The organism is Kribbella sp. NBC_00382 (assembly GCF_036067295.1).
Taxonomy (GTDB): Bacteria; Actinomycetota; Actinomycetes; order Propionibacteriales; family Kribbellaceae; genus Kribbella.
Window position 1 is genome coordinate 3095126 of record NZ_CP107954.1, and the last position, 13739, is coordinate 3108864.

Here is a 13739-nt window from a genome sequence, read left to right on the forward strand (position 1 = left end):
TTCGTCATGAGCCGAGAAGAAGTGTTCCGGACGCCGGCGGAGTCGCCAGTTCGCACTTGCCGGAGCTCACCGTGCAGCGGACCAGCGCCGACCGGGACCCCGGTACCGGCTTGTCGTGCCAGGCCAGTACTACGTGATCGCCGTCCTCCGGTCTGGCGTCGCGCAGGGACGGGCCGGTCCACTTGCGGAGCTGGTTGCCGGTCTTCGGGTCGAGCGCGACGTTCTCCAAGTCGCCGTACGGGTCGCTGCCGGCCGGGATGCCGATGGTGAAGGTGTTGCCGGGGCTGAAGCGGGTGAGCTGGTACTGGCAGCTCCGCCAGCGCTGGGAGCCGGTGGCGATGGTCATCAGCGTCGTGCACATGCCGCTGTCGTTCTGCGAGGCAAGTCCGGCGACCAGGGTGCCGTCGCCCGAGACAGCGATCGGGGAGCGGACGGTGCTGATCCGGGTCGGCTTCGGTTGGTCCACCTGCCAGCGGTAGAAGTTCCAGGGCCCGGTCAGGTCGTCGCTGGCCTGGAAGTAGACGGTGTCGTTGGTCACACCGAGGACCCTGAGGTCGTACACGCTGCGTTGGGCCAGCTGTTTGACCGCGCCGGTAGCAGAACGGCGGTAATAGACGGTGCCGCCGACGTGCTCCTCCGGGGCGTAGCGGCCGCCGGAGGCGTAGGCGGCTGCTTGGCCGTCGGTGCTGGTGACGACCGAGTCGACGCCGGGGACCTGCTCGATTTGCTTGCCTGAGGCATCGAGTATGACGAGGGCGGCGCTCCGGACGGTCTTCAGCTGGATGGTCAGGACTGCATCGTGCAGGCGGGCGACGGCGTCGATCTCGATACTGCCGGGGACGCGTACCGGCGTACCGGCGCCGCCGTAGACGGTCCGATCGCGCAGATAGGTCACCTGCGGAGCCGCACCGACGGGCAGCTTGCGCACATCGATCGGGACGACCTTGGGACCGGTGAACTCGAGGGCCGCAGCTGTCTGCGACGGAGTCACCAGCTGCGCCGCCGCGCCGGCCTGCGACTGTGGCGTCTGCCGGGACGCGACGAACCCACCGACCACAACCGCCGCGACTGCGACAGCCGCGACCGTCATAACCCGCAGGTTTCGCACTCCTTAGGCCCCGTTTCGGTCTCGAACACACGCTCCGGCGACCAAGTCGCAGGAAGGATCGAGCATAATGCGGGGATGGACCAGCCCCAGCGGATCGGCCGGTACTCCCTCGTCCGCCGGGTGGGTGCCGGGGGTTTCGCGACCGTCTGGCTGGCCCGCGACGAGGAGCTGGATGCCGACGTCGCGGTCAAGATCCTGTCCGACAACTGGATCGACGAAGAGGACGTCCGGCGCCGCTTCCTGGCCGAGGGCCGGTTCCTTCGCCGCGTCGACTCGCCGCATGTGGTCGGGGTGCACGATGTCGGTGAGACCGAGGACGGCCGGCCCTATCTCGTCCTGACCTATGCCGACGGCGGATCGCTCGCGGACCGGATCAAGGCCGGACCGATGCAGATCGCCGACGTCGTCGACGTGATCGCCCAGGTCGGCAGCGGCCTCAAGCAGTTGCATGCGCGTGGAGTGCTGCACCGCGACGTGAAGCCGGCCAACGTGCTGTTCCGCCTCGACGAGTCCGGCGATCGCGCGATGCTCGGCGACCTCGGCCTGGGCAAGTCGCTGGAAACCGTGTCCCAGTTGACGATGCCGGGCGGTACGCCGGCCTACGTCGCCCCCGAGCAGGTGATGGGCGACCGTCTCGACCACCGCGCCGACCTCTACTCGCTCGGCGCCGTCGCCTATGCGGCCTTCACCGGCCAAGCACCCCATGGCGTGATCAGCCTGGGTGCTGTGATGCGGATCGAGTCGCCGCCGCCGTCGATGAGCACCTTGCGCGATGACGTGTCTGACGCGATCGATGCCGTCGTACGCCGCGCCCTCGAGCCGGATCGCGACAAGCGCTGGCCGGACCTCGACAGCTTCCTCGACGCGCTGCCGGAGGCACACAAGACCGGCAAGGTCCCGGCTGGTCTCGTACCCGCCGAGCAACTGCCGGGACCAGCCGGTCCCGGCGGTGTGGACCAGGAGACAGCCCTGTCGGCCGCCAATGCCCCCACTGTCACGCCCGCTGGCACAGCCGACCCCACCACAGTGCCTGCAGCCCTGCTGGCTACTCCGGCGAAGGCCCAGAAGCGCTCGGCCCGCGCGTGGGTCATCACTGTCGTGCTCGCCCTCATCCTGGCCGCTGGTGGTGGCTATGGCGGCTACCGCCTGGTGATGAGCCGCCCGGTGACCGTGGCGACGGATGTCCTATCAGTGAAGGTCCCGCGCACCTGGGACCAGAAGTCGCAGGGCGCAACCAACCTGCTGGTCACAGAGGACGCCGCGAACTGGCAGACCGACAGCAAGGTGCCAGGGATCTACCTGGAGACCCTGACCGGGGCCGCAGGCGCCAAGCTGCCGGCTACCGGCAGGATGCCCACCGGCTGCAAGTTCACGGCTCAGAACGACCAGACCGGCGAGAAGATGATCACCTTCTACTACGAGTGCACCGACAGCGCCTCCGGGGCGAAGAGCACTGTCGGCGAGCGCTACAAGGCAGTGGTGCCCGGCACGGTGATACTGCGGACACAGGCCCGCAGTTCCACCGTCCAGGAGGTCGACAAGGTCCTCGGGTCGGCCACCTACATCAAGTAGCCCGGCTACCCCACCAGCGAGGTCAGCGAGGAAACGCTGGCCTTGTGCATGCGGGGGATGACGTTCAGCGTGGCCGAGTCGCCGCTGTAGAGGTAAGAGCCCGACTCGTAGACCAGGTACGCAGTGCCGTTGTACTCCGTGATGCCCTCGGTCATGCTCGGCGCCCGGAAGCAGCTCAGCGCGGCGGCGTCCAGGTCCTTCTGGCCGCGGCGTACGACGTACAGGTTGCTGCGGTTCCCCCGGCCGTAGGACGTGCTGTAGATGAAGTGGTTGGCGGTGACCATCAGGCCCTGCGTCTTGGTCGGTACCTCCCAGGCGCCGGCCAGGGTGGTGAGGGTGCCGTCGTCCGCGATCTTGTACTCGTACATGGTGCCGCGGCCGGTCTCGTTGAAGGTGCCGGAGAAGATGGAGTCGCCGTAGCTGGTCAGGAAGGATGAGCCGGCTACGTCGCGCGCAGTACCGACCTGGGCGAGGTACGGCGTACCAGCGGCCTTCATGGCGGTCCGGAGCTCAGTCAGCCGGTACTTGCGGATGGAACTGCCCGCGCCGGCCACGAAGGCCCAGCCCTTGCTGGTGGTGATCCCGCCGACATGCGACTCGGCGATGGCGACCACGCCGACCGTGGAGCCGGTAGCCGGGTCGATGCCGTAGATCTGGGAGTCGGCGCCCGCACGGTACGAGGCGACCAGCAGCAGGTTCTTGCCCGAGCCGTCCCAGTTGTACCAAGTACCGGCGCCTTGCGGCGTGTGCGTGCTGAGGTTGGGAATGCTGGCGCTGTTGCTGAACCTGGCGTCGTACTTCTTGGACGCCGACGGCCCGTCATAGAAGGTGCTGCCACCGGTGGTCGCGGTGTCGCAGCTGATGGCGGCACTGGCCGGCGAACTGAAGGCGGTCAGGGCAGTGGCGGTCGTGATGAAGGCAGTCAGAACGGCGAAGCGGCGGGTCATGGCATCCCCTGGAGGTTTGGGCGGTAACCTTCGAGATCTTCTCGGTAGACGGTAAGTGATTGACCCGCAGTACGGTAGGGCGCATGACCGACCTGCGTGCGGCGATCGACCGCGTTCTGCCCTCCGTCCGTGCCGACCTCGAGGACCTCATCCGGATTCCCTCGGTCAGCGCGGACCCGGCCCGTGCGGCCGATGTCCAGCGATCGGCGGAGGCTACCGCCGCGCTCTTCGAGGCCGAGGGCTTCGAGATCCAGATCGTCCGGGCGGGTGACGGCGCCCCGGCGGTGATCGCCAAGAAGCCGGCGCCGGCGGGCAAGCCGACCGTACTGCTCTACGCGCACCACGACGTCCAGCCGACCGGCAACGTGGAGGAGTGGACCTCGGAGCCGTTCGAGCCGACCGAGCGGGACGGCCGGCTGTTCGCCCGCGGCGCGGCCGACGACAAGGCCGGGATCGCCGCGCACCTCGCCGCCGTACGGGCCTTCGGCAACGACCTGCCGGTCGGCGTGACGGTCTTCGTCGAGGGCGAGGAGGAGATCGGCTCGCCGACCCTGCTGCAGCTGCTCGACGAGTACGCCGATGAGCTCACCGCCGACGCGATCGTGATCGCCGACTCGGGCAACTGGGCGATCGGCCAGCCCGCCCTGACGGTCTCGCTGCGTGGTCTGGTCGACTGCTTCGTCGAGGTGCGGACGCTGAAGCACGCCGTCCACTCGGGCCTTTTCGGCGGCGCCGTACCGGATGCGCTGTCTGCCCTGTGCCGGCTGCTCGCCACCTTGCACACCGACAACGGTGACGTCGCGGTCGACGGGCTGCACGCGACACGCGCGGCCGAGCTGGACTACCCCGAGGACCGGTTCCGGGCCGAGTCGAGTGTGCTGGACTCGGTGAAGCTGATCGGTTCGGGCACCTTGGTCGACCGGCTGTGGACCCGCCCGGCGATCGCAGTACTGGCTATCGACGCGCCGCGGGTGGCCGACGCGAGCAACACTCTGGTACCGGTCGCGCGGGCCAAGGTCAGCCTGCGGGTGGCCCCTGGCGACGACGCGGTGAAGGCGATGGAAGCCCTGCGCAACCACCTCGAGCAGAACGCGCCCTGGGGTGCCCAGGTCACTGTGACAGAAGGCGATCTCGGCCAGCCGTGCTCCATCAACGCGCGCGGTACGGCGTACGACGCGGCCCGTTCCGCCTTCGCCACCGCATGGGGTGTGGAGCCCGTCGACACCGGGATGGGTGGCTCGATCCCGTTCATCGCGGAGTTCCAGCAGGCCTTCCCGAACGCGGCCGTTCTGGTCACTGGGGTGGAGGATCCGGACACCCGGGCCCACGGCATCGACGAGGGCCTGCACCTGGAGGAGTTCACCAAGGTCTGTCTGGCCGAGGCGCAGCTTCTTCAGAACTTGGCGTGATCTGGCGGACCGGGCTTTCCGCGTACCGTGTGTTTGGCATAGGTTTCGGCGAGTGAAGATCGCAGTAGTGCGAGAGACCAGACCGGCCGAGCGCCGGGTGGCCCTGGTGCCGGAGCAAATCGTCAAACTCGTCCAGCTCGGCTACGAGGTCGCGGTCGAACCCGCGGCCGGCGAGCGCGCCCTGTACTCCGACGACGCCTACCGCGACGCCGGTGCGGAGGTGGCCTGGGGCGCCGATCATGCGGCGACGGTGGTGGTGTCGGTGCAGCCGCTCGAACGGGAGCGACTGCAGCGGCTGCACGCCGGTACGGCGCTGATGTCGTTCCTGCCGACGAATCCGCCGGACGTGATCCGGGCCGCGACCCGGGCCAAGCTGACCGCGTTCGCGATGGAGATGATCCCGCGGATCTCGCGCGCCCAGTCGATGGACGCGCTCTCCTCGCAGGCGCTGGTGGCCGGCTACCGGGCGGCCATCGTCGCCGCGGAACGCCTGCCCCGGTTCTTCCCGCTGAACATGACAGCAGCCGGTACGGTGCCGCCGGCCCAGGTCCTCGTCCTGGGCGCCGGCGTCGCCGGACTGCAGGCGATCGCGACCGCGAAGCGTCTTGGCGCGGTGGTGAAGGCGTACGACGTCCGGACCGCCGCGGCCGAGGAGATCGCCTCGATGGGCGCGCAGCCGATCGAGCTGGAGCTCGGCACGCTCGACGGGCCGGGCGGCTATGCCCGCGAGATGACCGAGGAGCGCGCGCAGTTGCAACGCGACCTGCTCGCGCCGTACATCGCGGGCGCCGATGCGTTGATCACGACTGCCGCAGTACCGGGGCGGACCGCTCCGATGCTGGTGTCGCGGTCGATGGTCGAGCAGATGAAGCCCGGCTCGGTCGTCGTCGACCTGGCCTCGGAGTCCGGCGGCAACGTCGAGGGCTCGGTGGCCGGTACGGAGCTGATGATCGGCAACGCGCTGGTCTGGGGCGGCGCGAACGTACCCAGCCAGATGGCCGGACCGGCCAGCCGGCTGTACGGCCAGAACATCGCCAACCTGATCGCGCTGATGACCCGGGACGCGGAGTTCAACCCGGACTTCGACGACGAGATCGTCAGCGGCTGCTGCCTCACCCACGACGGCACCGTGCTGCACGAGCCGACCCGCGAACTGCTGGAAGGACCGATGGCATGACCGAGACCATCGCCCTGCTGACCATCTTCGTGCTGGCGGCGTTCGTCGGCGTCGAGGTGATCAGCAAGGTCTCCTCGACCCTGCACACCCCGCTGATGTCCGGCGCGAACGCGATCCACGGCGTCATCCTGGTCGGCGCGATCATCGTCACCGGCCAGGCCGACTCCACCCTGGTGGTGATCGTCGGGCTGCTGGCCGTCGTGCTGGCCACGGTGAACATGGTCGGCGGGTTCGTCGTCACCGACCGGATGCTGCAGATGTTCCGCGGCCCGGCGGCGCGCAAGAAGGAGCTCCAGAAGTGATCGACACCTGGGCCCAGATCGGGTACCTGATCTCCGCTGTCTGCTTCATCGTCGCGCTGAAGGCCCTCTCGTCGCCGAAGTCGGCGCGGACCGGCAACCTGCTCGGCGCCGCGGGCGCGGTACTCGCGGTGATCATCACCTTCGTCGCGTACAAGCCGGATCACCTGGGCGCGATCCTGGTGGCGCTGCTGATCGGCACGATCGCGGGTGTGGTCGGCTCGCGCCGGGTGCAGATGACGCACATGCCGCAACTGGTGGCGCTGTTCAACGGCGTCGGTGGTGGCGCGGCCGCGCTGGTCGCGTTGATGGAGCTCGGTGAGGTACGTGACGGCGAGACGATCGCCGCGATCGCGACCGCCTTCACGATCGTGGTCGGCGCGATCAGCTTCTCCGGCTCGGTGGTGACGTTCGCCAAGCTGCAGGAGCTGATGACGAGCCGGCCGGTGACCTTCCCGGGTCTGCCGGTGCTGTTCGTGGCCGGCATCCTCGGTGGCCTCGCGCTGTCGATCTGGCTGGTCTCGGATCCGCGGGTGTGGGTCGGTGTGCTGCTCTGCCTGGTCGGGCTCGCGCTCGGCGTGATGCTGGTGCTGCCGGTCGGCGGTGCGGACGTACCGATCGTCATCTCGCTGCTGAACGCGTTCACCGGTCTGACCGTCGCTGCGGGCGGGTACGTGCTCGGCAACGCGCTGCTGCTGATCGCGGGAACGCTGGTCGGCGCGGCCGGTACGTTGCTGACCAAGCTGATGGCCGACGCGATGGGCCGCTCGGTCTTCAACATCCTCTTCGGCGCGGTCAAGGGCGGCTCCACGCTCGGGGGCGGTACCGCGTCCGACCGCCCGGTCATCTCCGGTACTCCGACCGACGTGGCGATCCTGCTCGGCTACGCGCAGCGCGTCATCATCGTCCCCGGCTACGGACTGGCCGTCGCCCAGGCCCAGCACGTCCTGCGCGACCTGGTCGAGGAACTGCACGGCCGCGGGGTCAAGGTCGATTACGCCATCCACCCGGTGGCCGGCCGGATGCCAGGCCACATGAACGTCCTGCTCGCCGAGGCCCAGGTCCCGTACGAGCAGCTCCGCGAGATGGACGAGATCAACGGCGACTTCAAGGCCACCGACGTCGTCCTGGTCGTAGGCGCCAATGACGTCGTCAACCCGGCGGCCCGCAACACCCCCAGCGCCCCCATCTACGGCATGCCCATCCTCAACGCCGACGAGGCCCAGCGAGTCATCTTCCTCAAGCGCTCCATGCGCCCAGGCTTCGCCGGCATCGAGAACGAACTCCTCTACGACCCCAAAACCACCCTCCTCTTCGGCGACGCCCGAGAGTCCCTCACCAAACTCCTGGCAGCCGTCAAGAACGTTTGACGCGAGCGCGCGAAGTGGACCACTTCGCGCGCTCGCGGCGATAGTCACGGGGCGAATTCCGCCCAGTCAATGCCGTCGCCATTGCAGTCTCATTGCCATGCCCGAAAGCAGTACGGTGTATTCACCGGCTGTTCTCGCCGCACATGCACCGTTCGGACGCGAAAACAAGGCCATGGCAGCTTCCGGCCACAAACCAGGGTGGCTGGATATAAACTGGTCCAGTCCGCTTTTCAATCAAATGCTTCGCCCACTCTGCGATTGGTCTAGCCCGCAACCAGCAGGACCCAAGCCCTGCTGGGCTTCCGTCCTGGGCGACCGTCGGCAGGTCAGCTGCGGACGGCGTCGGCGGCAGGCTGAGCTTCCGTAAAGACAGGCCTATTTCCGGGAATGGCGCGTCCGTGCAGCTCCCCGACGGAGACCGCAGGCTCGGATCTATTTCGTCGGCCGGAAATTCCGGAACAATTCGGCGGGGGAATGATCAGACCCAGCCGCGTTTTGCGGCGGCCACTCCTAATTCGAAGCGGGAGGTGGCGTCGAGGCGGTCGGAAAGATTTGCGGTGATGCGGCGGGCGGTGCGCAATGAAATACCGAGAAGGCGTGCGACTTGTTCGTCCTTGGCGCCGCCGGCCAGGAGGCGGAGTACCTCGGCCTCGTGTGGGGTCAGGGGGTCGTTGTTGTCCCGGTCTTCCGGGGAGAAGAGCTCTACGGCGCGGGACCAGTAGCTGTCGAAGAGGGCGCTGGCGAGAGCAAGTACGCCGGGGCTGCGGTGGATGACCGCGCCGGCGACCGGGTTCTCCGGGTCCATCGCCATGATCGCGATCTCCCGGTCGATGATCAGCAGCCGCATCGGCAGGGTCGGGGTCGCCCGCACCTCGCCACCGTGCCGGTGCAGCGTGGCGGCGTAGTCGAGGCCGGGTTTCGAGACCGTCATGTTCTGCAGGTAGATGGTCCGCAGCCTGACGCCGCGCTCGAGCAGGAGCAGGTCCGGAGACGTCTCCGCGGGGTGGATGGTGTCGTCGATGTGCGCGGGGATCATCCCCCAGAAGGACTCCCGGGCCTTGAGGCCGAGCTCCTCGATCCGGCGGGTCGCGTTCGCCCGGCCCTTGAGCACCTCGACGTCGCCGCTGCTGCGCGACGTCAGCAGTTCGTTGTACTGCTCCGCGATGACCTCGGCCGAGGACTCCGCCTCCCGGAGTTCGCCGAGCTGCCTGTTCAGCTCGCTGCGGCGCCGCTCGACGAGGCCGGACAGGCCGACCCGCGGGTGGACGGCGTGCTCGGCGTCCGGGTCGGTCCAGGTCGGGACGAGGAGGTCGAGTTTGCGCAGTTCGTCCATGATCCGGCTGACCTCTGCCAAAGGTAGCTTTACCACTGCCGAAATCTGTGCGGGAGTGCTGTCCGGGCTGCTTAAGAGGGCGTGGTAGACCGCAAAGGTGGTCTCATCGACACCCAGCGGTTCCAGCACGACTGACTCCTTCGGTACTTGTTTGGAACCGACCATATACAGAGCGCGTCGACAATGAACGCTTGATTGGCCCATCGATTATTTCGAAAGGACGTCTTGTGATCAAGAAGTGGCTCACTGTAGTCGCCGCCGGCCTGCTGGTCACGGCTTTTGCATCGCTGCCGGTCAAGGCCGACAACCCCACCGCCGGAGCCCAGCCCGGATGTGGCATGGGCGCAGTGTGCTGGCAGTTCCCGTAGACTGCTCCGCGTGGCTCGTGGCGATGGTCGGCTCACTCATGATCTTGACCCGCAGGATCTAGGACCGCAGGACGCTTGTGGCGTCTTCGGGGTCTGGGCTCCGGGGGAAGAGGTTGCCAAACTCACCTATTTCGGGCTCTACGCTCTGCAGCACCGGGGGCAGGAGTCGGCTGGCATCGCGGTCAGCAACGGCAGTCAGATCCTGGTCTACAAGGACATGGGGCTGGTCAGCCAGGCCTTCGACGAGGCGACGCTCGCCTCGCTGAAGGGATATATCGCAGTCGGGCACTGCCGGTACTCGACGACCGGATCGAGCGTCTGGGCGAACGCCCAGCCGACGTTCCGGTCGACGGCCACCGGCTCGATCGCGCTCGGGCACAACGGCAACCTCACCAACACCGGTGAACTGGCCGCGACGCTCGGCGGTCGCGACGACCTCGACCTGGGGCTGGACCTGGACGTCGAGCACGCCAAGGCGAACGCCAAGCACGGCGCGTCCTCGGACACCGACATCCTCACCTCGATGCTGGCCGGCTACCCGGACCTGACCATCGAGCAGGCGGCCGCCAAGGTGCTGCCGAAGGTCAAGGGCGCCTACAGCCTGATCTTCATGGACGAGTCCACCCTGTACGCCGCCCGCGACCCGCAGGGCATCCGCCCGCTGGTGCTCGGCCGGCTGGAGCGGGGCTGGGTGATCGCCAGCGAGACCGCCGCGCTCGACATCGTCGGCGCGAGCTTCATCCGAGAGGTCGAGCCGGGCGAGATCGTCGCGATCGACGAGGACGGCCTGCGCTCGACCCGGTTCGCCGAGGCCGAGCCCAAGGGCTGCCTGTTCGAGTTCGTCTACCTGGCCCGCCCGGACACCCAGATCTCCGGCCAGCGGATCCACACCACCCGGGTCGAGGTCGGCCGCCAGCTCGCCCGTGAGCACCCGGTCGAGGCCGACCTGGTGATCGCCACCCCGGAGTCCGGTACGCCGGGCGCCATCGGGTACGCCGAGGAGTCGGGCATCCCCTACGGTTCCGGGCTGGTCAAGAACGCGTACGTCGGCCGGACCTTCATCCAGCCGAGCCAGACGATCCGCCAGCTGGGCATCCGGCTGAAGCTGAACCCGCTGCGCGAGGTGATCGAGGGCAAGCGCCTGGTCGTCGTCGACGACTCGATCGTCCGCGGCAACACCCAGCGCGCGGTGATCAAGATGCTGCGCGAGTCCGGCGCCAAGGAGATCCACGTCCGGATCTCGTCGCCGCCGGTGAAGTGGCCGTGTTTCTACGGCATCGACTTCGCCAGCCGCGCCGAGCTGATCGCCAACGGGCTGAACACCGAGGAGATCTGCCGTTCGATCGGCGCCGACTCGCTCGGGTACGTCAGCCTGGACGGCCTGATCGGGGCCACCTCGGTGCCCAAGGACAAGCTCTGCCGCGCCTGCTTCGACGGGATCTACCCGGTCGCGCTGCCGGAGCCGGAGCACCTCGGCAAGCACCTGCTCGAAGTACCGGTGAACACCGACATCGACGGCCTGGCCACGGTGTCCGGTGGCGCCGGCGCTGCCGACGCGCTGTCCCGGCCGTAACTGCTTGTAAAGCCCCCAAGAAAGCGAGAACCACAGTGAGCGAGGGCGCGAGCTACGCGGCCGCCGGCGTCGACATCGAGGCCGGTGACCGGGCCGTCGAGCTGATGAAGGAATGGGTGGCCAAGGCGACCCGTCCGGAGGTGGTCGGCGGGCTCGGCGGCTTCGCCGGGCTGTTCGACGCGAGTGCGCTGACGGCGTACCGGCGGCCGTTGCTGGCGACCTCCACCGACGGGGTCGGCACCAAGGTCGCGATCGCGCAGAAGATGGACCGGCACGACACGATCGGCTTCGACCTGGTCGGCATGGTCGTCGACGACCTGGTCGTCTGTGGCGCCGAGCCGCTGTTCATGACCGACTACATCTGCACCGGCAAGGTGGTCCCGGAGACGATCGCGCAGATCGTCAAGGGCATCGCCGAGGCCTGTGTCGAGGCCGGTACCGCGCTCGTCGGCGGCGAGACCGCGGAGCACCCCGGACTGCTGGAGGCCGACGAGTACGACGTCGCCGGCGCCGCGACGGGAGTCGTCGAGGCCGACGAGGTGATCGGCGCCGATCGCGTCCGGGCGGGTGACGTGGTGGTCGCGATGGCGTCCTCCGGACTGCACTCGAACGGCTACAGCCTGGTCCGGCACGTGTTCTTCGACCGGGCCGGCTGGCAGCTCGACCGCGAGGTGCCCGAGTTGGGTGGCACCCTCGGCGACACGCTGCTGATCCCGACCCGGGTCTACGCAAAGCACTGCCTCGAGCTGATCCAGGAGCTCAACGCGTCCGACGACAAGCCGTTGCATGCGATGTCCCACATCACCGGCGGCGGCTTCGCGGCGAACCTGGCCCGAGTCGTCCCCGACGACCTCGCGGTCCGGATCGACCGGTCGAGCTGGACGCCGGCGCCGATCTTCGGCCTGGTCGGTCAGCTCGGTGGCGTCCCGCAGCTTGAGCTGGAGAAGACGCTGAACATGGGTGTCGGCATGGTCGCCGTGCTGGACCCGGCCGCGGCGGATCGCGCGATCGCAGCCCTCGCCGAGCGCGACATCGACGCCTGGGTCTGCGGTGAGGTCAGCGCCGCCACCGACGCCAAGGCGTGCGTCGAACTGCAGGGTGACTACGCGAGCTGAGGCTTCGTCAGCCGTGGTCGCTGGTTGTCCAGGGACGACGGCTCAAGCCGGGATGTTTCCCTGGCGCCCAGAAAGCTCAGTGGGCGCCAGGGAAACGCCCCGGACCTCAACGCGTCGAAAGGGCAGGCTGAGAAGACCCGTCCTGCCGTGTGGTGGAACAACGTCGGCCAAGCACAGTCGACCTGTCCGAGCGCCCTCAGGCGCTGGACAGGTCAGAGTGCTGCTGCGGCTTTACCGACGGGGGTGGTAGTCGTCGGCGTCATCGCCGACGTCTGTGTCGTTGTTGCCGTTCGCAGAGGTACCACCCTCGTCCCCGCCGGACAGCTCTTTCTTGAGCTGGTCCAAGTCGGTGTCCCAGGTGCGGTACTTCAGGTCGCGTGCGACCTTCGTCTGCTTGGCCTTTGCACGGCCGCGCCCCATAGCGTCGACCCCCTCGCACAAGTCAACCGGGTACGCAGCGTGGCGCCCACGGATCAGTCGTCAGTAATCGTGGTTACAGGTTACCCGGAGCCGGTGTCCGACACACGCACCGCCCCCTGACTGGACCCCAGAAGAGGTCCGATCACGCGCCGGAAGGCCTGTCCGGTCCCCTCAAACCGGTCAGGCCTCCCGCGTTCTGGACCCCGTACGGGGGTTACTTCACCTCGCGACGTGAGCTTGCCCACAGTCCGACGATGGTCGGCAGGACCACCCAGACACCGATCGCGGTGAGCGTCTCGGGCACCATCCCGTGCAGGTCGCGCTCGGCGATCCGGCCGAAGGCGCCGAACACATCCAGCCAGTTGGCGTTGTCCTTGAACAGGGCAGGCCCGGCCAGGGCCCAGGCGGTCGGGGCGACGAAGAAGACCAGGATCGCGACCGCGGTCTGGGCGATCACCGCACCGAAGGCGGCACCCATCACGACGTTCAGCGCGGTCGAGAGGTAAGCCCCGGCCAGTGCGCCGCCGATTCCGGCGTACGACGCTCCGCCGCCGTCGATGGCGCCACCGATCGCCGTAGCGGCCAGTGCCAGCACCGCGGTCACGCTCAGTACCACCGCGCTCAGCAGAATCGCGGAGACGAACTTGGCGAACTGGACCCGGATCCGGCGCGGCGAGAGCGTGAAGGTGGTCAGCGCGGTCCGCTGGGTCCACTCACTCGTCATCGCCATCACACCGATCACCGGCAGGATCAGCAGGACGCCGGTCGACGCGGCGGACAGGTAGCCGTCGAAGCGCTGGACGCCGTTGTTCAGGTGGGTGAGCTGCCAGGTCAGCGCGGCGACCGCCAGGGCCAGGATGCCCAGGATCAGGAACCGGCCGCTGCGGGTGTTGACCGACTTGCGCAGCTCGATCGTGACGAGCTTGAGGAAGGACTGGCCGCGCGCGGGCGGCAGGGAGGTGGCGACGGCGGCCCGGTGCTTGCCCGGAGCGGCCGCGACAGCCGGTGAGGTGATTTCGGTGACAGCCATGATGGTGAACTCCTAGAA

The 13739-nt window shown here is 68.2% G+C and carries 13 protein-coding genes; 8 read left to right on the forward strand and 5 right to left on the reverse strand.

Annotated elements, in window-relative coordinates:
* Window positions 1–4 precede the first annotated feature (4 nt).
* Window positions 5–1090 (reverse strand): hypothetical protein, encoded by a 1086-nt coding sequence (locus OHA70_RS15150; protein WP_328332898.1) that lies wholly within the window; start codon window positions 1088–1090, stop codon window positions 5–7.
* Window positions 1091–1183: 93 nt separating this feature from the next.
* Here OHA70_RS15150 and OHA70_RS15155 point away from each other — a divergent pair, with 93 nt between their 5' ends.
* A complete protein-coding gene (locus OHA70_RS15155; RefSeq protein ID WP_328332900.1) occupies window positions 1184–2680 on the forward strand; it encodes a serine/threonine-protein kinase in 1497 nt (498 codons plus the stop codon).
* 5 nt (window positions 2681–2685) lie between these two features.
* Here the strand turns inward: OHA70_RS15155 and OHA70_RS15160 are convergent, their stop codons facing one another.
* Window positions 2686–3627, reverse strand: coding sequence for a hypothetical protein (locus OHA70_RS15160; RefSeq protein ID WP_328332902.1), 942 nt, complete (start codon window positions 3625–3627; stop codon window positions 2686–2688).
* An 83-nt stretch (window positions 3628–3710) separates the two neighbouring features.
* Between OHA70_RS15160 and OHA70_RS15165 the strand changes: the two genes are divergently transcribed.
* Genes OHA70_RS15165 through OHA70_RS15180 form a run of 4 tightly spaced genes read left to right on the forward strand, consistent with a single transcriptional unit; the run spans window position 3711 to window position 7882 of the window.
* Window positions 3711–5036 carry a dipeptidase gene (locus OHA70_RS15165; protein ID WP_328332904.1) on the forward strand — a complete coding sequence of 442 codons (1326 nt, stop codon included), beginning with the start codon at window positions 3711–3713 and terminating at the stop codon, window positions 5034–5036.
* Window positions 5037–5088: 52 nt separating this feature from the next.
* Window positions 5089–6213: an NAD(P) transhydrogenase subunit alpha gene (locus tag OHA70_RS15170; protein WP_328332906.1), complete on the forward strand. Its 1125-nt coding sequence runs from the start codon at window positions 5089–5091 to the stop codon at window positions 6211–6213.
* Window positions 6210–6515, forward strand: coding sequence for an NAD(P) transhydrogenase subunit alpha (locus tag OHA70_RS15175; RefSeq protein ID WP_328332908.1), 306 nt, complete (start codon window positions 6210–6212; stop codon window positions 6513–6515). Before OHA70_RS15170 ends, OHA70_RS15175 begins: the two co-directional genes overlap by 4 nt.
* Entirely contained in the window at window positions 6512–7882 is a 1371-nt protein-coding gene (locus OHA70_RS15180) for an NAD(P)(+) transhydrogenase (Re/Si-specific) subunit beta (RefSeq protein ID WP_328332910.1), read from the forward strand. Before OHA70_RS15175 ends, OHA70_RS15180 begins: the two co-directional genes overlap by 4 nt.
* A gap of 478 nt (window positions 7883–8360) precedes the next feature.
* On the opposite strand, the gene OHA70_RS15185 is transcribed toward OHA70_RS15180, so the two are convergent.
* Window positions 8361–9251, reverse strand: coding sequence for a helix-turn-helix transcriptional regulator (locus OHA70_RS15185; RefSeq protein WP_328332912.1), 891 nt, complete (start codon window positions 9249–9251; stop codon window positions 8361–8363).
* Window positions 9252–9442: 191 nt separating this feature from the next.
* On the opposite strand from OHA70_RS15185, the gene OHA70_RS15190 reads away from it, so the two are divergent.
* The 3 genes from OHA70_RS15190 to purM are packed head-to-tail and all read left to right on the forward strand — an operon-like array spanning window position 9443 to window position 12271.
* Window positions 9443–9583 carry a hypothetical protein gene (locus tag OHA70_RS15190; RefSeq protein WP_328332914.1) on the forward strand — a complete coding sequence of 47 codons (141 nt, stop codon included), beginning with the start codon at window positions 9443–9445 and terminating at the stop codon, window positions 9581–9583.
* Between the two features lie 10 nt (window positions 9584–9593).
* Window positions 9594–11156 carry an amidophosphoribosyltransferase gene (gene purF / locus OHA70_RS15195; RefSeq protein ID WP_328332916.1) on the forward strand — a complete coding sequence of 521 codons (1563 nt, stop codon included), beginning with the start codon at window positions 9594–9596 and terminating at the stop codon, window positions 11154–11156.
* A gap of 35 nt (window positions 11157–11191) precedes the next feature.
* Complete coding sequence (purM, locus tag OHA70_RS15200) at window positions 11192–12271, forward strand: phosphoribosylformylglycinamidine cyclo-ligase (RefSeq protein ID WP_328332918.1); 1080 nt, start codon at window positions 11192–11194, stop codon at window positions 12269–12271.
* 231 nt (window positions 12272–12502) lie between these two features.
* Here the strand turns inward: purM and OHA70_RS15205 are convergent, their stop codons facing one another.
* Window positions 12503–12691 carry a DUF3073 domain-containing protein gene (locus OHA70_RS15205; RefSeq protein WP_020389018.1) on the reverse strand — a complete coding sequence of 63 codons (189 nt, stop codon included), beginning with the start codon at window positions 12689–12691 and terminating at the stop codon, window positions 12503–12505.
* Window positions 12692–12905: 214 nt separating this feature from the next.
* Window positions 12906–13721 (reverse strand): ABC transporter permease, encoded by an 816-nt coding sequence (locus OHA70_RS15210; RefSeq protein WP_328332921.1) that lies wholly within the window; start codon window positions 13719–13721, stop codon window positions 12906–12908.
* Window positions 13722–13739 lie beyond the last annotated feature (18 nt).